Source organism: Pseudomonas allii (assembly GCF_055380095.1).
Map to the genome: position 1 here is coordinate 5,064,492 of NZ_AP039450.1, position 18,897 is coordinate 5,083,388.

19 protein-coding genes are annotated in these 18,897 nt (G+C 61.6%); 2 read left to right on the top strand and 17 right to left on the bottom strand.

All coding sequences use genetic code 11. The features are described from left to right. Positions 1–19: 19 nt before the first annotated feature. The 12 genes from ACZ445_RS23085 to ACZ445_RS23140 all read right to left on the bottom strand — a co-directional run bounded on the left by ACZ445_RS23085 (position 20) and on the right by ACZ445_RS23140 (position 9,829). Positions 20–805 (bottom strand): TatD family hydrolase, encoded by a 786-nt coding sequence (locus ACZ445_RS23085; RefSeq protein ID WP_058427444.1) that lies wholly within the window; start codon positions 803–805, stop codon positions 20–22. Positions 806–868: 63 nt separating this feature from the next. Then, positions 869–1,858 (bottom strand): DNA polymerase III subunit delta', encoded by a 990-nt coding sequence (locus tag ACZ445_RS23090; protein ID WP_058427445.1) that lies wholly within the window; start codon positions 1,856–1,858, stop codon positions 869–871. After that, complete coding sequence (tmk, locus tag ACZ445_RS23095) at positions 1,851–2,483, bottom strand: dTMP kinase (protein ID WP_310863324.1); 633 nt, start codon at positions 2,481–2,483, stop codon at positions 1,851–1,853. Before tmk ends, ACZ445_RS23090 begins: the two co-directional genes overlap by 8 nt. A 19-nt stretch (positions 2,484–2,502) precedes the next feature. After that, the gene (mltG, locus tag ACZ445_RS23100; protein ID WP_058427471.1) at positions 2,503–3,636 is read right to left on the bottom strand and encodes an endolytic transglycosylase MltG; all 1,134 of its coding nucleotides are present in this window, start codon (positions 3,634–3,636) and stop codon (positions 2,503–2,505) included. Position 3,637: 1 nt separating this feature from the next. Continuing rightward, positions 3,638–4,453, bottom strand: coding sequence for an aminodeoxychorismate lyase (gene pabC, locus ACZ445_RS23105; RefSeq protein ID WP_058427472.1), 816 nt, complete (start codon positions 4,451–4,453; stop codon positions 3,638–3,640). Next, positions 4,453–5,697 (bottom strand): beta-ketoacyl-ACP synthase II, encoded by a 1,245-nt coding sequence (fabF, locus tag ACZ445_RS23110; RefSeq protein ID WP_058427473.1) that lies wholly within the window; start codon positions 5,695–5,697, stop codon positions 4,453–4,455. The genes pabC and fabF overlap by 1 nt, the downstream gene beginning before the upstream one ends. A 128-nt stretch (positions 5,698–5,825) precedes the next feature. Next, positions 5,826–6,062, bottom strand: a complete 237-nt coding sequence (acpP, locus tag ACZ445_RS23115; RefSeq protein WP_003175607.1) for an acyl carrier protein — start codon at positions 6,060–6,062, stop codon at positions 5,826–5,828. 191 nt (positions 6,063–6,253) lie between these two features. Further along, on the bottom strand, positions 6,254–6,997 hold the full coding sequence (gene fabG, locus ACZ445_RS23120) for a 3-oxoacyl-ACP reductase FabG (RefSeq protein WP_015885432.1): 744 nt from the start codon (positions 6,995–6,997) through the stop codon (positions 6,254–6,256). Positions 6,998–7,022: 25 nt separating this feature from the next. Next, on the bottom strand, positions 7,023–7,961 hold the full coding sequence (gene fabD, locus ACZ445_RS23125) for an ACP S-malonyltransferase (protein ID WP_058427474.1): 939 nt from the start codon (positions 7,959–7,961) through the stop codon (positions 7,023–7,025). Positions 7,962–8,087: 126 nt separating this feature from the next. Next, the gene (plsX, locus tag ACZ445_RS23130) at positions 8,088–9,098 is read right to left on the bottom strand and encodes a phosphate acyltransferase PlsX (RefSeq protein WP_081049354.1); all 1,011 of its coding nucleotides are present in this window, start codon (positions 9,096–9,098) and stop codon (positions 8,088–8,090) included. Positions 9,099–9,102: 4 nt separating this feature from the next. Next, positions 9,103–9,285, bottom strand: a complete 183-nt coding sequence (gene rpmF / locus ACZ445_RS23135; protein ID WP_003179396.1) for a 50S ribosomal protein L32 — start codon at positions 9,283–9,285, stop codon at positions 9,103–9,105. 13 nt (positions 9,286–9,298) lie between these two features. Next, positions 9,299–9,829, bottom strand: coding sequence for a YceD family protein (locus tag ACZ445_RS23140; RefSeq protein ID WP_010566563.1), 531 nt, complete (start codon positions 9,827–9,829; stop codon positions 9,299–9,301). A gap of 105 nt (positions 9,830–9,934) precedes the next feature. On the opposite strand from ACZ445_RS23140, the gene ACZ445_RS23145 reads away from it, so the two are divergent. Next, complete coding sequence (locus tag ACZ445_RS23145) at positions 9,935–10,513, top strand: Maf family protein (RefSeq protein WP_058427476.1); 579 nt, start codon at positions 9,935–9,937, stop codon at positions 10,511–10,513. 132 nt (positions 10,514–10,645) lie between these two features. Here the strand turns inward: ACZ445_RS23145 and ACZ445_RS23150 are convergent, their stop codons facing one another. Genes ACZ445_RS23150 through rluC form a run of 3 tightly spaced genes read right to left on the bottom strand, consistent with a single transcriptional unit; the run spans position 10,646 to position 13,259 of the window. Next, positions 10,646–11,629 carry a S49 family peptidase gene (locus tag ACZ445_RS23150; protein WP_058427477.1) on the bottom strand — a complete coding sequence of 328 codons (984 nt, stop codon included), beginning with the start codon at positions 11,627–11,629 and terminating at the stop codon, positions 10,646–10,648. 21 nt (positions 11,630–11,650) lie between these two features. After that, positions 11,651–12,313, bottom strand: coding sequence for an HAD-IA family hydrolase (locus ACZ445_RS23155; RefSeq protein ID WP_310863322.1), 663 nt, complete (start codon positions 12,311–12,313; stop codon positions 11,651–11,653). Then, a complete protein-coding gene (gene rluC, locus ACZ445_RS23160; protein WP_058427510.1) occupies positions 12,300–13,259 on the bottom strand; it encodes a 23S rRNA pseudouridine(955/2504/2580) synthase RluC in 960 nt (319 codons plus the stop codon). Before rluC ends, ACZ445_RS23155 begins: the two co-directional genes overlap by 14 nt. Before the next feature lie 758 nt (positions 13,260–14,017). On the opposite strand from rluC, the gene rne reads away from it, so the two are divergent. Then, positions 14,018–17,158 (top strand): ribonuclease E, encoded by a 3,141-nt coding sequence (rne, locus tag ACZ445_RS23165; protein ID WP_310863321.1) that lies wholly within the window; start codon positions 14,018–14,020, stop codon positions 17,156–17,158. Between the two features lie 159 nt (positions 17,159–17,317). On the opposite strand, the gene ACZ445_RS23170 is transcribed toward rne, so the two are convergent. Together ACZ445_RS23170 and ACZ445_RS23175 are read right to left on the bottom strand one after the other, a co-directional pair. Next, on the bottom strand, positions 17,318–17,908 hold the full coding sequence (locus ACZ445_RS23170) for a nucleotidyltransferase family protein (RefSeq protein ID WP_310863320.1): 591 nt from the start codon (positions 17,906–17,908) through the stop codon (positions 17,318–17,320). Then, a complete protein-coding gene (locus ACZ445_RS23175; protein WP_310863319.1) occupies positions 17,905–18,891 on the bottom strand; it encodes an XdhC family protein in 987 nt (328 codons plus the stop codon). Before ACZ445_RS23175 ends, ACZ445_RS23170 begins: the two co-directional genes overlap by 4 nt. Positions 18,892–18,897 lie beyond the last annotated feature (6 nt).

Genomic DNA, 18,897 nt, shown 5'->3' on the forward strand with positions numbered 1-18,897 from the left:
CTGCGATTTGACCTTTGCGTTAAGAGGCGACGTGGGCCAGCGGGAAAAGGCGCTTGAAGTTTTCGGTGGTCTGCTCGGCAAAACGCTCGTAGGACTCACCGCGCAGCATCGCCAGGTAATCCGCCACATCGCGCACATACTCCGGCAGGTTCGGCTTGCCGCGATGGGGGATAGGCGCCAGGTACGGGGAATCGGTTTCCACCAGCAGGCGGTCGGCGGGCACCTGGCGTGCGACATCACGCAGGGCGTCGGCGTTGCGGAAGGTGACGATACCCGACAGCGAAATATAGAACCCCAGGTCCAGCGCCGCCTTGGCCATGTCCCAGTCTTCGGTAAAGCAATGCAACACACCGGCCTGGGGCAATGCCGCTTCGCGCAGCAGGGTCAGGGTGTCGGCACGGGCGCCACGGGTGTGGACGATCACCGGTTTGCCTGTCTGCCGGGCGGCTTGCAGGTGCAGGCGGAACGAAGCCTGCTGCAACTCGGCGGCTTCGGGCTCGTAGTGGTAATCCAGGCCGGTTTCGCCGATGGCCACCACGCGCGGGTGATTGAGTTCACCCAGCAGCCAGTCGAGTGCCGGGGCTTCACCGGGCTTGAGGTCCAGCGGGTGGATACCCACCGAACAATCCACATCGGCATAACGCTCGGCCAAGGCTTTGACGTCTGCCGCATTCTCCGCGCTGACGCCGATGCACAGGAAGTGCCCTACCCCACGCTGGCGCGCGGCGTCGAGGGCAGTGTCAAGGGAACCGCCGTGCTGGGCCAGGTCGAGACGGTCAAGGTGGCAGTGGGAATCTACGAGCATAGGGGTCTACAACTTCAGTCACGAAAAATGTCTGGCTGACGATACACCCGCCGGCCACGGAAATTAACGGCGCCCGAGCAAACCGACCCACTGCACCAGCAACGCTTCGAGCAGCAGCACGCGGTTGAGGTTGGCTTTGCCGAGTACCTTCTGGCGCTGGGCGAGGATCCAGTCCTGGAGCGTCAGCACCTTGTCCTGGGCACTTTTCTGCGCCAGGTATTGCACCACCTTGCGCATATCCGGCAGGCCCAGGCCGTTTTCATCCTGGGTCAGCTGGTAGCGCAGGATCAGGCTCGACCAATCGCAGAACCAGTCGAACAGCAACAGCAGGGGGATGTCCTTCCAGGCGTTTTCTGCCAGCTGGGTGGCGGACACTTCCTGCTTGATCAGTTTCTTGACCCCGTCCACCACCAGCGCACGCTGTTCACGTACTCCCTGGGCGTGCAGCTTCACCGCGGCCAACGGCGAACCGGCGGCCAGGGTCAGCAGCTCGACCCGTTCGTCCTGGCTGCACTCCGGCAACGCACGCGCCAGCCACTCAAGGCTCATGGCCTCGCTCGGCAGCGGGCATGCCTGCTGCACGCAGCGGCTGCGGATGGTGGGCAACAACCGGCTCGATTGGTGGCTGACCAACAACAGCACGGTATCGCCGGACGGCTCCTCCAGGCTTTTGAGCAAGGCGTTGGCGGCATTGATGTTCATCGCCTCCACCGGCTCGATCAACACCACTTTGCGCCCGCCCATCTGCGCGGTCTGCACCACGAAGCTGACCAGGTCGCGCACCTGATCGACCTTGATCGCCTTGTCGGCCTCTTCGGGTTCCAGCAGGTAGTTATCCGGATGGCTGCCGGCCTTGAGCAGCAGGCAGGACTTGCACTCGCCGCAGGCCTCAAGCTTGACCGGGCGCTGGCACAGCAGGCTGGCCATCAGGCGCTCGGCCAACGCTCGCTTGCCGATCCCCACCGGCCCATGCAACAGGTAGGCGTGGGCGTGCTGGGCACGGCCGGCCAATTGTTGCCACAGGCTGTCCTGCCACGGGTAGGCTTCAGCCACGGGCGCGCTCCAGCAGTTTAGGTAGCAGCGCGTCGATGGCCTGCTGCACGTGCGCCAGCGGTTGGGCGGCATCCAGCAGGGAATACCGCGCAGGCTCAGCCTTGGCCCGTGTAAGGAATGCACTGCGTACCGCGTTGAAGAACCCATCGCCTTCCAGTTCGAAGCGGTCCAGACGGCCACGGGCACTGGCACGGGCCATGCCGACTTCCACCGGCAGATCGAACAGCAGGGTCAGGTCAGGGCGCAATTCGCCCTGGACAAAGGTTTCCAGGGTGGCGATGCGCTCCAGGGACAAGCCTCGACCGCCGCCCTGGTAGGCATAGGTGGAATCGGTAAACCGATCGCAGATCACCACGGCACCACGGGCCAGGGCCGGACGGATCACCTCGGCAAGGTGCTGGGCACGGGCGGCGAACACCAGCAGCAGCTCGGTGTCCGGGTTCATCTGCTCGTCACCCGGCGTCAGCAGCACTTCGCGGATACGCTCGGCCAGCGGCGTGCCACCGGGCTCGCGGGTCAACACCACCTCGATGCCTTCGCTGCGCAAGCGCTCGGCCAGGTAATCGCGGTTGGTGCTTTTGCCGGCGCCTTCAGGGCCTTCCAGGGTAATAAACAAGCCAGTCACAGGCAGTCCTTAGTCAGAATTATTGCAGGCTTTGCGGCGCGGTGGTGTCCGGCACAGTTTCGGCTGGCGTATCAGCGGGCACATCCGCAGGTGGCGCTGCGTCTTCGGCAGGCTTCACCACCGGCGCCGGGCTGGAGCGGTAATCGGCGCGCCGCTTGAGTTGGAACTCACGCACGGCGGCATTATGCGCATCCAGGTTATCGGAGAAAATATGGCTGCCATCGCCACGGGCGACGAAATACAGGCTGCTGCCCGGCACCGGGTTCAACGCGGCATGGATCGCCTCGCGGCCGACCATGGCGATGGGCGTCGGCGGCAGGCCGGCCACCATGTAGGTGTTGTAGGGGTTGGCTTCCTTGAGGTGCGCGCGGGTCAACTTGCCGTTGTAACGCTCGCCCAGGCCGTAGATCACCGTCGGGTCGGTCTGCAACAACATGCCGATCTTCAGGCGACGTACAAATACCCCGGCAATCTGCCCACGCTCCTCAGGCACGCCCGTCTCTTTCTCCACCAGGGAGGCCATGATCAGCGCTTGATAAGGGTCGGTGTACGGCGCATCGGCAGCGCGCTTGCTCCACTCCTGGGCGAGTACGTCGTCCAGGCGGTTGTAGGCTTTCTTCAGGAATTCGACGTCGGTCATGCCGCGCACGAAACGGTAGGTATCGGGGAAGAACCGCCCCTCGGGAAACACGCCAGGGTGACCGAGCTTGTCCATGACTTCGCTGTCACTCAGGCCCGAGAGGGTCTGCACGATCTTTTCATGCTTGGCCAGCGCCGAGCGTACCTGGCGGAAGTTCCAGCCTTCGACCAGCGTCAGGCTGTATTGCACCACTTCGCCACGCTGCCACAGGCCGATCAGGCCCTGGGCCGTCATGCCGGGCGTCATGCGGTATTCGCCACTGTGCAGTGGCTGGCCGTCCAGGTTGAAGCGCCAGTACAGGCGCAACCAGAAGGCACCGTCCAGCACCCCGTCGGCTTCCAGGCGATTGAAGGTGCCAGTGGGGGTCGCCCCTGCCGGTACGTCGAGCAATTGCTCCTGGGTCAGGTTCAAGGGCTGCTTCAGGGCAGCGTCGTATTTCCAGGCGCCATAACCCAACAGCAAAGCCGCCGAGAACAGACCGATCAGCAGCAGTACAACCAGTTTTCGTATCAACTCAAATTTCCAATAGCGCGCGAACAATGCCCTGCAGTTTACGGGTGAGCGGGCCAACCGACCAGCTCATCGCAGCGCACTCGCGCACCGGCCAAATGCCATAAACGCTGTTACACACGAAGACTTCGTCGGCTTGCTGCAACTGCTCGACACTGATGTCAGCCACGGCCACCGGGATGCCCAGGGTCTGTGCCTGGGCCAGAATCTCGGCGCGCATCACCCCGGCCACGCCGCAACGCGTCAGATCAGCGGTTAGTAACAAGCCGTTGCGCACCAGGAACAGGTTGCTGAATACGCCTTCGATCACGCGATCGGACACATCCAGCATCAAGCCTTCAGCGTGCTCGGCGTCCTGCCATTCGGCGCGGGCGATCACCTGTTCCAGGCGATTGAGGTGTTTGAGACCGGCCAGCAATGGCTGCTCGGCCAACCGGGTGGCACAGGGAAACAGGCGGATGCCATCGGTTCCATGGGCGCTGGGATAAGTAGCGGGCGGGCTGCCCTGCAAGATACGGCGCACCGGTGCGCCAAGGTTGATGCCATAACCGCGCAGGCTGTCGCCACGGGTCAGGATCAATTTGAGGACACCCTCGCCGAGGGCGGTGGCGTAGGCCAGCACTTCGCTGCGAATCAACACCAGATCCGCAACCAAGGCGAGGCGCCTGCCCCCCTCGTCGAGGCGTTGCAGGTGACGGTCGAGCAGCACCGGCTGCCCGGCCTTGACGGCGATGGTCTCGAACAACCCATCGCCATACGCCAGGCCGCGATCTTTCAGGGGCACGCTGTCCGCTGGCTGACCGTCAACCCAGCTGTGCATCACTCGGCGAACCGGCGGAACACCAGAGAACCGTTGGTGCCGCCAAAACCGAACGAATTGGAGATCACCACGTCGATCGGCATCGGCTGCGCTTCGTGTGGCACGAAGTTCAGGTCGCAACCTTCGTCCGGCTCATCCAGGTTGATGGTCGGCGGTGCGACCTGATCCTTGATGGCCATCACACTGAAGATCGCCTCGACCGCGCCCGCCGCACCCAGCAGGTGACCGGTCATGGACTTGGTAGAGCTGACCGCCAGCTTGTAGGCGTGTTCGCCGAATACCGACTTGATGGCCTCGGCTTCCGCCAGGTCGCCCGTCGGGGTCGAAGTACCATGGGCGTTGATGTACTGCACCTGGTCCGCATTGACCTTCGCATCGCGCAGGGCGTTGGTGATGCAACGCGCAGCACCGGCACCGTCGGACGGCGGCGAGGTCATGTGGTAGGCGTCACCGCTCATGCCAAAGCCAATCAGCTCGGCGTAGATAGTGGCACCACGCGCCTTGGCGTGTTCCAACTCTTCCAGCACCAGGGCGCCGGCACCGTCGGAGAGTACAAAGCCATCACGGCCTTTGTCCCATGGACGGCTGGCGCGGGTCGGCTCGTCGTTACGCGTCGACAGCGCACGGGACGCGCCGAAGCCGCCCATGCCGAGGCCGCACGCCGCCATCTCGGCGCCGCCGGCGATCATCACGTCGGCTTCGTCATAGGCGATATTGCGCGCCGCCATGCCAATGCAATGCGTGCCGGTGGTGCACGCCGTGGCGATGGCGTAGTTAGGTCCCTGTGCGCCCAGGTGGATGGACAGGAAACCGGAAATCATATTGATGATCGAGCCCGGGACGAAGAACGGTGAAATTCGACGGGGGCCGGAATCGTGCAACGTGCGGCTGGTTTCTTCGATATTGGTCAAACCGCCAATACCCGAACCCATGGCCACGCCGATGCGATCACGGTTGGCGTCGGTGACTTCCAGGCCGGCATTGCGTACCGCCTGAAAACCGGCTGCCAGGCCGTATTGAATGAACAGGTCGAGTTTGCGGGATTCCTTGACCGAGAGATATTCCTCGACATTGAAACCCTTTACCGAGCCGCCAAAACGGGTGGAATAGGCAGAAAGGTCCGTGTGTTCGATCAGACCAATACCACTGCGGCCAGCCAGAATGCCCTGCCAACTGCTTGGCACATCCGTGCCCAGTGGCGACAACATACCCATACCGGTGACTACGACGCGTCTACGCGACACAGCACTCTCCTTTTTCTAATGACGACACTTTTGCTTCAGCGCGTACTTTTCATCAGGGCTAAAGAAAAAACCGCACGCCGTTACAGCAGTGCGGTTTTTCCCTGACAGCAAGCGACGACTACAAACTATTACGCCTGATGGCTAGTAACGTAGTCGATAGCAGCTTGAACAGTAGTGATTTTTTCAGCTTCTTCGTCCGGGATTTCGGTCTCGAATTCCTCTTCCAGAGCCATCACCAGCTCAACGGTGTCAAGGGAATCGGCACCCAGGTCTTCTACGAAGGAAGCAGTGTTGACCACTTCTTCTTCTTTAACGCCCAGTTGCTCGGCGACGATTTTCTTGACGCGCTCTTCGATGGTGCTCATACCTTGTTTAACTCCTAATGGACAAATTCAGGCAGCTGGCCAGTGGGTAAGTGTATAGAAAGCCTTTTCAGCTTTTCAACTGAAAGCTTCACCCTGTACCCGGTCGACCACCTGCCTATAAATTAAGTTGCAGCTTTATAACGGATTTTAGACAGCTCGTATGACATATTTTTGAAGCGATCCGTCACAATTTAACTCATGTACATCCCGCCGTTCACCGGGATTGTAGCCCCAGTCACGTATGCCGCACCGTCGGATGCCAGAAAAGTGACCACATTCGCGATCTCTTGAGCCTGACCCAGACGGCCCAGCGGAATCTGCGTCAGCAACGCTTCACGCTGTGCTTCCGGCAGTTCGCGGGTCATATCGGTGTCGATGAACCCTGGGGCCACCGAGTTGACCGTAATCGACCGCGAGCCGACTTCACGTGCCAATGCACGGCTGAAACCTTCCAGACCGGCCTTGGCGGCTGCGTAGTTTACTTGGCCAGCGTTGCCCATGGCACCCACTACGGAGCCAATATTGATAATTCGGCCCCAACGCGCCTTGGTCATGCCGCGCAAAACGCCCTTGGACAGGCGAAACAGACTGTTCAAGTTGGTGTCGACCACGTCGTACCACTCGTCGTCTTTCATGCGCATCATCAGGTTGTCACGGGTGATGCCGGCGTTGTTTACCAGAATCGCCGGTGCGCCGAACTGTGCGGTGATCTCGGCCAGCACGGCAGCCACGGACTCATCGCTGGTCACGTTCAGCTCAAGGCCGGTGCCTTGCACGCCGTTTTCCTTCAGGGTCGCGGCGATACGCTCGGCGCCCGAGGCGGAAGTGGCGGTGCCGATCACAACGGCGCCCTGACGGCCCAGCTCCAGGGCGATCGCCTGGCCAATGCCACGGCTTGCGCCGGTGACCAGTGCAACTTTACCTTGCAGACTCATGCAGGCTTCTCCTAAGTTCAGGGATTCAGGCCAGTGCCGCGCGAGCGGCAGCAAAGGCGTCAGGGGTATTGAGGTTGGCAGTCGAAACGCCGTCAGCGCAGCGCTTGTTCAGGCCGGCCAGGACTTTGCCCGGACCGCACTCAACCAGTTCAGTCGCGCCATTGGCGGCCAGGGTCTGGACCGATTCAACCCAGCGTACCGGCTTGTAGAGCTGTTCCAGCAGGTCGCGTTTGAGGGTTTCGAGGTCGGCAGCCACGGCGGCGCTGACGTTCTGCACCAGCGGGATCTGCGGCGCCTGCCAGTTGATGGCGGCGATGGACTCGGCAAAACGCTCGGCCGCCGGGCGCATCAGCTCGCAGTGCGACGGCACGCTCACCGGCAACGGCAACGCACGCTTGGCGCCACGCGCCTTGCAGCCTTCGATGGCACGCTCAACGGCAGCCTTGGCACCGGCGATCACCACCTGGCCCGGGGAATTGAAATTCACTGCACTGACGACTTCGCCCTGGGCCGCTTCGGCGCAGGCTTCGATCACCACGGCGTCGTCCAGGCCCAGGATCGCGGCCATGCCGCCCTGCCCGGCCGGAACGGCTTCTTGCATCAGCTGGCCACGACGCTCGACCAGCTTGACCGCATCACCCAGGGTCATGCTGCCCGCTGCCACCAGGGCGCTGTATTCGCCCAGGCTGTGGCCGGCGACGAATGCAGGGCGTGCGCCGCCTTCTGCCAGCCACAGGCGCCACAGGGCGATCGAGGCGGTCAGGATGGCCGGCTGGGTTTTATCGGTTTGATTGAGTTGCTCTTCCGGCCCCTGCTGGGTCAGTGCCCACAGGTCGTAACCCAGGGCGTCGGAAGCTTCCTTGAAGGTGTCCAGGATCAGCGGGTATTGCGCGCCCAGCTCGGCCAACATGCCGAGGGACTGCGAACCCTGCCCTGGAAAGACGAATGCGAGGGATGTAGACATGTAACAAGCCCCTAATGATCTGGTCGTCAAAAATGCGCACTCCTACGGTGGGAGCGCACGAAACTGACAGATTGGATGGTCAATTGAACTGGCCGGTCACATTTAAGCACTCCCGGGCCGATTCGCCTAAGGCAACAGGTCCTCGAGACGCCCGTGCAAGCGTTGCGGCAGGTTTTCCTGGATCTCGATCACAGCCCGCGCGATCGCACTTTGAAACCCCTCGACACCGGCCGAGCCGTGGCTTTTTACCACAATGCCCTGCAGCCCCAGAAAACTCGCGCCATTATGCCGCGCCGGGGCCAGGTCAGCCTGCAGGCGGCGCATCAGCGGCAGCGCCAGGGCGCCAACCAGGCGCGATGCCAGATTCTGCTTGAATAGCGCCTCGATGCGCGTGGCGATCATGGTCGCCAGGCCTTCGCTGGATTTGAGCAGGATATTGCCGACAAACCCGTCACACACCACCACGTCCGCTTCGCCACGGTACAAGCCGTCACCTTCGACAAACCCGACGTAATTCAACCCCCGCGCGCCTTGCAGCAACGTGGCGGCCAGTTTGACCTGCTGGTTGCCCTTGATGTCTTCGGTGCCGATATTCAGCAAGGCCACCCGTGGCCGGGCCACGCCCAGCGCTTCGGCGGCCACCGAGCCCATCACGGCGAACTGGAGCAGATGCTCGGCGCTGCAATCGACGTTTGCGCCCAGGTCCAGCAACTGGCAATAGCCTTTCTGCGTCGGAATCGCCGCCACCATCGCCGGTCGATCAATGCCGGGCAGCGTCTTGAGCACAAAGCGCGACAGCGCCATCAGGGCCCCGGTATTGCCGGCGCTGACACAGGCTTGCACCTTGCCATCACGCAGCAGCTCCAGGGCCACCCGCATCGAAGAGTCAGGCTTGCCACGCAGGGCTGCCGCCGGCTTTTCATCCATGGTGATGGTTTCGCTGGCTGGCGTAATCGTCAGGCGCGCGCGATCCACCGCCGGATGGCTGGCAATCAGTTCTTCAAGTAAGGAGGGTTGACCGACGAGGGTCAGGTGCAGCGAGGGAGTAGCTGACAGGCTGGCAATGCAGGCCTGAACAATGCTGCGGGGACCGAAGTCCCCGCCCATTGCGTCTATCGCGATGACTAGAGCAGACAAGTGATTACTCGTCAGCGCCCTTGTCGATCACTTTACGGCCACGGTATACGCCTTCTGGCGATACGTGGTGACGCAGGTGAACTTCACCAGTGGTCTTTTCCACGGACAGGGTGCTAGCCTCGAGAGCGTCGTGCGAACGGCGCATGTCACGGGCGGAGCGGGATTTTTTGTTCTGCTGAACAGCCATAATTGATTAACTCCTAAACGTTTGGGTCACGCTTTAACTGCGCCAATACACTGAACGGGTTGGACCGCGTTACCTCGTCCTCGCTCGGTTCGGGCTCGTCATCGAGGCCCGCCGGCTGCTGGCATTCTTCCGGATGATGAGCAGGCACAATGGGCAAGGCGAGCAGAAGCTCCTCCTCGATCAGTGCATGCAGATCCAAAGGATCTTCGCCCAGTTCCAGCACGTCATAACCTTTCGGCAACGACTGGGTATTCGCACCCTCCTTCACCACAGCATAACTGCACTCGCTGTGGATCGGCAGGGTGACCAGCTCAAGACAACGCTGGCAAACCATTTTGACTTCGGTGTCGATAAAACTGTGGATTACCACAGATTTACGTTCATCTCGTTCAAAAACGAATTTGGCCTGCACCGTACCGACAGTGTCGGAAAGCGGGTCGCAGAGTCTCTCCAAATCGGCCAGCAGCAACTCACCTTGAAGGGAAGTGCCACGATCAGCCAATTTGCGCGGGTCAACGTGAGGTGGAATCGGGTCATTCAACATAGGCGCAGCATTATAGGGATGCACCCGGCCATGTCAAAGGAAATTCAGCCCTGTGCGTCAGCCGGTCGCCCCGCTAGAATCCGATGCCGACCTGAGGAGACGCCCATGCTGCCTTTATTACTCGCATCCAGCTCGGTGTATCGCCGGGAATTGCTGAGCCGCCTGCACCTGCCGTTCATCTGCAGTTCGCCGGATATCGATGAAAGCCACCGCGCAAATGAGTCCGCCATCGAACTGGTCAAGCGCCTGGCCGAACAAAAAGCCCGCGCCCTTGCCGCCAGCCATCCGGGGTATTTGATTATCGGCTCCGACCAGGTGGCCGCACTCGATGGCCGGATCATCGGCAAGCCACACACCTTCGAGAACGCTCGCGAGCAACTGCTGGCCGCCAGCGGCAAGCGCGTCAGCTTTCTCACTGGGCTGGCGCTGCTGAACAGCGAGACAGGCAGCTGCCAGGTCGACTGCGTGCCTTTTACCGTGCACATGCGCGAGCTGGATGCCGAGCGCATCGAACGTTACCTGCGGATCGAGCAACCGTATGACTGCGCGGGCAGCTTCAAGGCCGAGGGGTTGGGCGTGAGCCTGTTCCAAAGTACCGAAGGGCCGGACGCCACCAGCCTCGTCGGCCTGCCCCTTATCCGCCTGGTGGATATGCTGCTGGCCGAAGGCGTGCAAATCCCCTGAGAACACCACAAAGCAAATGTGGAAGGGGGCTTGCCCCCGATAGCAGAGGATCAGCCAGCCCACCTACAGCTGACCCACCGCAATCGGGGGGCAAGCCCCCTCCCACACTTTCATCTACATGTAGGCTGAGGATCAGCGCAGAGCAGGGCCTTGGAAGCCCATGTAAAAGGCCAGCTTCTCCGCCACGCTGGCACCGAGCCGCTTGGAGAAACGATCAAACGGCGATTCCTCAACCGTGAAATCCACCAGCTCCTTCTCGCCAATCACATCCCGCGCCACCGAACTGGCACTGCCCAGGCCATCGATCAAGCCCAGCGGCAAGGCCTGCTCGCCTGACCACACCAGGCCGGAAAACAGTTCCGGATGGTCCTTATCCTTCAGTCGATCCCCACGCCCCTGCTTCACGCTGGCGATGAACTGACGATGAGTAGTGTCGAGCACACCCTGCCAGAACTGGGTTTCATCGGCTTTTTGCGGCTGGAACGGATCAAGGAACGACTTGTGTTCACCCGAGGTATAAGTGCGACGCTCAACTCCCAGCTTCTCCATGGTGCCGACAAACCCATAGCCCGCTGCCGTTACACCAATTGAGCCCACCAGGCTGGCCTTGTCGGCGTAAATCTGATCAGCAGCACTGGCGATGTAATACGCACCGGAAGCGCCCAGGTCAGAAATCACCGCATACAGCTTGGTATCCGGGTGCAGACCACGCAGACGACGGATCTCGTCATACACATAACCTGACTGCACCGGGCTGCCGCCCGGGCTGTTGATGCGCAGGATCACACCTTTGACCTTAGGGTCTTCGAAAGCGGCGCGCAGACTGCTGACGATGTTATCGGCGCTGGCGGACTCCTTGTCGGCAATCACCCCGCGCACTTCGATCAGGGCGGTGTAGTTGGCGCCACGGGTTGCGCTTTTCTCCATGTCCATCAGCGGACTGAATAGCGCCAACATGCCGATGAGCCAGACAAACGTCAGCAGTTTGAAGAAAATCCCCCAACGCCGCGCGCGACGCTGCTCCTGGACGCTGGCCAGGAGAGTCTTCTCCAGCAGCTTCCAGCTTTTTTCATCACTGCTTTCAGCCTTTTCGGGCGCTTTCCACTCGTCACTCATGCCATCAACCCCAGCAAAGACTTATCGGGCCTGGCTGAGCCAGGCCTGCAATTCGGAAAAATGATCGATCATCAGTCGCGGTTCATATTGCTGCAACGCCTCGGCAGCCTGGGCGCCATAGCTGACCGCCACGCTGTCCATGCCCGCATTGCGTGCCATCATCAGGTCGAAGGAGGCATCGCCCACCATCAAGGCCTGGCGTGGCGACACGCCGCAATGAGCCAGGATCTGCTCCAGCATCAGAGGGTGAGGCTTGCTGGCAGTTTCATCGGCGGCGCGGGTGATATCGAAATAATCTTCCCAACCGTGGGCCTTGAGCACCCGATCCAGACCGCGACGAGCCTTGCCGGTGGCAACTGCCAGGTGATAACCCTGGGCACGGAATGCCTCCAGGGATTGCACCACACCGTCGAACAGCGGCGAGGGCGTAGCCTCCAGAGCGATGTAGTGATCGGCATAGTGTTCGCGAAACGCGACCAGTTCAGCGTCACTGATCTCGGGATACAGGGTACGGATCGCTTCGGGAAGGCCCAGACCGATGATGCCCTTGACCGCCAGATCACTGCACAACGCGTAACCCGAACGGGTCGATGCAGCGTGCATCGACTCAACAATCCGGCCAATGGAGTCGGCCAGGGTGCCATCCCAATCGAATATCAGCAGTTTGTAGTCAAGGTGCGACACTCAAGCGCTCCACGGTCTTGGCCCACATCTCATCGACCGGCGCCTGCAGCTTCAATTCGCCACCATCGGGCAGCGGTACCGTGAGCATGTAGGCGTGGAGGAACAGACGCTTGCCTCCCAGGTCGCGGATCTCCTTGGAGAAATCCTCATCGCCGTACTTGGTGTCACCGGCAATGCAGTGGCCCGCATGCAGGGTGTGCACGCGAATCTGATGGGTGCGCCCGGTGACCGGCTTGGCCTCGACCATGGTGGCGAAGTCGCCGAAACGGCGCAGCACCTTGAACAGGGTCAGGGCTTCTTTGCCCTCCTCGTCCACTTCGACCATGCGCTCGCCCGAACGCAGGTTGCTCTTCTGCAACGGCGCACGGACGCTCTTGATGGAACTGGCCCAGTTGCCGCGCACCAGCGCCATGTAGCGCTTGTCCACGCCATCGCCGCGCAAGGCGGTGTGCAGGTGGCGCAACATGCTGCGTTTCTTGGCGATCATCAGCAGGCCGGACGTGTCGCGGTCCAGGCGGTGGACCAGCTCCAGCTCCTTGGCGTCCGGGCGCAACTGACGAAAGGCTTCGATCACGCCGAAATTCAGGCCGCTGCCACCATGCACCGCAATGCCGCAGGGCTTGTTGATCACAATCAGCTTGCTGTCTTCGAAGACAATCGAGGCTTCCAGGCGCTGCAACAGGCCCTGGGCCAACGGTACAGGCTCGTCACGCTCAGGCACGCGCACCGGTGGCACGCGTACGATATCGCCCGCCTGCAACTTATACTCGGGCTTGATCCGGCCCTTGTTCACCCGCACTTCACCTTTACGCAAGATGCGGTAAATCAAGGTCTTGGGCACGCCTTTGAGCCTGGCCAGGAGAAAATTGTCGATGCGTTGGCCGGCATATTCCGGCGAGACCTCGAGCAGCTGGACGCTGGGGGTCTGGGGGGCGGTAGTCGTCATGGCGGCGATGATAACAATTTTTATGGAATTGAAGCACTTAATCATTGCTGCTATAGTCGCGAACGCCGCCAAAAGCGGCCTGGACAGAGGACATGCGGCAAACTGCCGGCCCTGACCATCGCAATTCATCAGGACGCGAGGCCGTCCTACGGGGCTTTCGCCACCCTGGAAGGCTCAAGATTGTAACAAGCGCAGGTGACATGAGGCCTGAAGCGAGTGCAGAAAGCAGAGTGAATACTCGCGTTTTGCGCCGATATTTACGGCCAGTTCACAAAGTGCAGTCAGTCTTGAGCCAGACCACGGCGAATACTTCGGAAACAACGCCTGTTAAGAGCTGAGTGAGAGCGCAACCGCCCACACCTAGTCTTGTTTAGCCATGAGCGTGGACTCCCCATTGGAGAACACGGTAAATGCCAACCCGCTGCGGATTCTGCGCGCGGCAGCACCCGAATTATCAGGGATACGTGTAGGGTGGAGATGCACAACCGTCGGACCGTGTAGCACTAGGCTTATATTTAGACGCTTCATCTCGTCCACAGTCGCCGGTTGATTCCTCCTCCTGACCTTAGCTTTTGTTGAAGTGGTGCCTTTGTCACCACCGCTAACAAGCAGGACGCGTCCGTCGCGGTACCGGCCCAATTGGCCTGTTATTGCTGGACACTGGAGTGGCCAACCACTCTTGACGCACCTGACACCGACCGTGAGAAGTCGTGTGTGCCGAACGCCGTTTCCGGCAGCCCGGAAACCGACGGTACAACATGAAAAGAATGCTGATTAACGCAACTCAACCCGAAGAGTTGCGTGTTGCACTGGTAGATGGCCAACGCCTCTACGACCTGGACATCGAATCCGGTGCACGCGAGCAAAAGAAGGCCAACATCTATAAAGGCCGTATTACTCGCATCGAACCAAGCCTCGAGGCTGCCTTTGTCGATTTCGGCTCCGAGCGCCACGGCTTCCTGCCCCTCAAAGAAATCTCCCGCGAATACTTCAAGAAAGCCCCCGAAGGCCGCGTGAACATCAAGGACGTCCTGAGCGAAGGCCAGGAAGTCATCGTCCAGGTCGAAAAAGAAGAACGTGGCAACAAGGGCGCCGCCCTGACCACCTTCATCAGCCTGGCTGGCCGTTACCTGGTCCTGATGCCGAACAACCCGCGTGCCGGCGGCATTTCCCGTCGCATCGAAGGCGAAGAGCGCAACGAACTGCGTGAAGCGCTGAACGGCCTGATCGCACCGGCCGACATGGGCCTGATCGTGCGCACTGCCGGCCTGGGCCGCAGCAGCGAAGAAATGCAGTGGGACCTCGACTACCTGCTGCAACTCTGGACCGCCATCAAGGAAGCCTCCCTGGATCGTTCCGCGCCGTTCCTGATCTACCAGGAAAGCAACGTGATCATCCGCGCCATCCGCGATTACCTGCGCCAGGACATCGGCGAAGTGCTGATCGACAGCGTTGAAGCCCAGGACGAAGCCCTGACCTTCATCCGCCAGGTGATGCCGCAGTACGCCAGCAAGATCAAGCTGTACGAAGACAGCGTTCCGCTGTTCAACCGTTTCCAGATCGAAAGCCAGATCGAGACCGCTTTCCAGCGCGTGGTCGAACTGCCTTCCGGTGGCTCCATCGTGATCGACCCGACCGAAGCCCTGGTGTCCATCGACATCAACTCGGCGCGGGCGACCAAAGGCAGCGACATCGAAGAAACTGCCCTGCAGACCAACCTGGAAGCGGCTGAAGAAATCGCCCGCCAGCTGCGCCTGCGTGATATCGGCGGCCTGATCGTGATCGACTTCATCGACATGACCCCGGCCAAGAACCAGCGCGCCGTGGAAGAAAAAGTCCGCGAATGCCTGGAAGCTGACCGTGCCCGCGTACAGGTCGGCCGCATCTCGCGCTTCGGCCTGCTGGAAATGTCCCGTCAGCGCCTGCGTCCGTCCCTGGGCGAGAGCAGCGGCATCGTCTGCCCGCGCTGCAACGGCACCGGCATCATCCGTGACGTTGAATCGCTGTCCCTGGCGATCCTGCGCCTGATCGAAGAAGAAGCCCTGAAAGACCGCACCGCCGAAGTCCGCGCACAAGTGCCGATTCCGGTTGCAGCTTTCCTGCTCAACGAAAAACGCAACTCGATCACCAAGATCGAACTGCGCACCCGTGCCCGTATCGTCATCCTGCCGAACGACCACCTCGAAACGCCGCACTTCGAAGTGCAGCGCCTGCGCGATGACAGCCCGGAAGCCCACAGCGGCCAGTCCAGCTACGAAATCGCCGCTGCTGCTGCCGAAGTCGAAGAAGTGCAGCCAGCCGCCGCGACCCGCACCCTGGTTCGCCAGGAAGCCGCCGTGAAAACCGCTCCGGCCCGTGCCAACGCACCGGTTCCGGTTGAAGCCGCCGCTCCGGTTGCCGCTCCAGCCGTAATGCCTGAACCAAGCCTGTTCAAAGGCTTGGTGAAGTCGCTGGTGAGCCTGTTCGCCACCAAGGAAGAGCCTGCCGCACCGGTCGTGGTTGAAAAACCGGCCTCCGAGCGCCCAGCGCGCAACGAAGAGCGTCGCAACGGTCGCCAGCAGAGCCGTAACCGCAACGGCCGTCGTGACGAAGAGCGCAAGCCGCGCGAAGAGCGTGCGCCGCGTGAAGAACGCGCCCCACGTGAAGAGCGTGCGCCTCGCGAAGCCCGCGAAGCCCGCGAAGAAACCCCGACCGTAGAACGTGCACCGCGTGAAGAGCGCGCACCGCGTACGCCACGCGCCCCACGTGAAGACCGCAAGCCACGTGGCGAGCGCGAAGAGCGTGTGCGCGAACTGCGCGAGCCGCTGGACGCTGCGCCAGCCGTTGCCGGTGCAGCTGTTGTTGCCGAAGAACGCCCGGCTCGCCAGCCGCGTGAAGAACGTGCACCGCGCGAAGAACGTCAGCCTCGCGCTCCGCGTGAAGAGCGTCAACCACGCGCAGAACAAGCGGCTGCCGCCAGCGAAGAAGAAGTGCTGACCGGCGAAGAGCAAGTGCAGGAAGACGGTCAGGAAGGCGCCGAAGGCGATCGTCCACGCCGCCGCTCCCGTGGCCAGCGTCGTCGCAGCAACCGTCGTGAGCGTCAACGCGATGCCAACGGCAACGTGATCGAAGGCTCGGAAGAGACCGGCGAAAACGCAGAAGCTGCTACCAGCGAGCCGACTGGCGCCGAACTGGCTGCCGGCCTGGCCGTTACTGCTGCCGTTGCCAGCTCGGTCATCAGCGCTCCGGCTGAAGCCCAGGCGCACGAGCAGGCTGAGCGCGCTACCGCGACTGTTGAAGAAGCCGTCGTTGTCGAAGCACCTGCGGCCGATACCCCAGTAGTTGAAGCGCCGGTCGTTGAAGCACCTGCTGCCGAAACCCCAGTCGTAGAAGCACCTGTTGTTGAAGCAACTACCCCAATCGAAGCACCGGTTGTTCCGGAAGTGGAAGTTGCTCCGGCTCAAGAAGTCCTGCCAGAAGTTGAAGCGGTGGCTGAGCAAGCACCGGTAGTCGAGCCTCAACCTGTGGTTGAAGCAGTAGAAGCCGCCCCGGAAATTCGTGAAGTTCGTGAAGAACAGACCGCCTTCCAATGGACTGCCGAGCCTGCCGCTCCGGTCGAAGCGCCAGCACCTGCCCCAGCAGTAGAAGAAGCGCCGGCACCGGTTGCCGAAGTCGTGGTTGCCGAGCCAGCCCCAGTGGCTGAGCCCGCTCCGGTCGTTGAACCTGCGCCGGCGGTAGAAGCGCCGGTGGTTGCCGAAGTGGCTGCACCCGTGGTTGAAGCCGCTCCGGTCAGTGCCCTGACCGAAAACGGCCGCGCGCCGAACGACCCGCGTGAAGTACGTCGTCGTCGCAAGGAAGCGGAAGCCGCTGCTGCTGCTGCAGCACAGGAAGCAGAGCACGAGAGCAAACCTCTCGTCTGATTCCCGCAGCAACTAAAAAGCCCCGCCTGAGTGATCAGGCGGGGCTTTTTTATGCACTCCCAAAACCTATTGTGAGAGGGGGCTTGCCCCCGATAGCAGAGGATCAGCCAACCCATCCGCCGCCGATCCACCGCAATCGGGGCAAGCCCCCTCCCACACTTAGATCGTTTCGAAATTCAGGCAGTGTGGCAGGTCGACATCCCAGAGCACGCCAGGATCTTCAACCACGACTTCACACACCGCCGCCTGCGCAAACAGAGATTTAGCCCCACGTTCACCGTTCAGCGCCATCAGCCGCGCCCCAAATACCCGACCAAAGCCCACAGGATGCCCGTACTGCCCGTCCTGCACCGGCACACTGATGCCACCCTCCTCCAACCCCGCAATCACTCGCTCAATGCTCGATGACTGAATAAACGGCATATCCCCCAGCACCACCAGCCACCCATTCGCCGAAGCACTGGCGGCGACCCCGGCGGCAATACTGTCGCCCATGCCAGCCGAGCGCAGCAGCAATACCTTGCAGCCGTAGGCCTCTGCCAGGCGAATCACTTCGGTACTATCCGCTGAAGTCACCACCCAACGATCAGCCACGGCACTCGGCAGATTCTTCAGCACCTGCTCGATCACTGGCCGAACCACGCCATCCAGGCCCACACAATCAGCCAGCAACTTGTCCTGGTCAGCCTCTGCCTCGGCGCGAAACCGGCTACCCTGCCCCGCCGCCAGCACAATCGCGGTGATGCTCACTCAACCACCACCGGCAGCGGCTTCTTCTGCATCGGTGCCACGCCGTTCTTGATCGCGACTATTTCCGCCATCAACGACAACGCGATTTCCGCCGGCGTGTGACTGCCGATATGCAAACCGATCGGCCCATGCAGACGCGCAATCGCTTCCGTCGACAAGCCCAGCGCCGCGAGGTTTTCCCGGCGCTTCTGGCTGTTGACCCGCGACCCCAGGGCGCCAATGTAGAACGCCGAGGAATTCAGTGCCGTCAGCAGCGCCATGTCATCCAGGCGCGGATCATGGGTGAGGCAGACGATGGCCGTGCGCTCGTCGGTCTGGATATTCAGCACCGCCTCATCGGGCATGCCCGGCACGAAGCGACCGTGCTGGTCTTCCCAGCCATAGACAAACTCATCGCGCGGGTCGCAGATCAGTACTTCGAAATCCAGCAGGCGCGCCATTTCCGCCACATAACGCGACAGCTGCCCGGCACCGATCAACAGCAGGCGCCAGCGGGGGCCGTAGATGGCGCGCAGACGTTCACCGTCGAAGGTGACAACATCGGTCTTGCTTGCACCGGTTAACATCACCTTGCCAGTGGCCAGTTCCAACTCCCGGGCGACGATCTGATGATCCTCGCACCGCGCCAGCAGCTCAGCCACCCACTCCCACTCGTCTACTCGCTCTTCGGTCAGGCGCAAGGTGCCGCCGCACGGCAGGCCAAAGCGCGCCGCCTCATCACGGGTGACGCCGTAGGTCACCAACTGCACCGGCGGCCCGTCTTCAGGCAGCCGGCCGTCCTGCAGTCGGGCAATCAAGTCGTCTTCGATGCACCCGCCCGATACCGAGCCGATCACCATCCCATCGCCCCGCAACGCCAGCATGGCGCCCGGCGGGCGCGGCGCACTGCCCCAGGTCTGGACCACGCTGTACAACACCACTCGCTGCCCGGCACGGCGCCATTCGAGCACGCTGCGCAGGACATTCAGATCCACACTGTCCACATAACC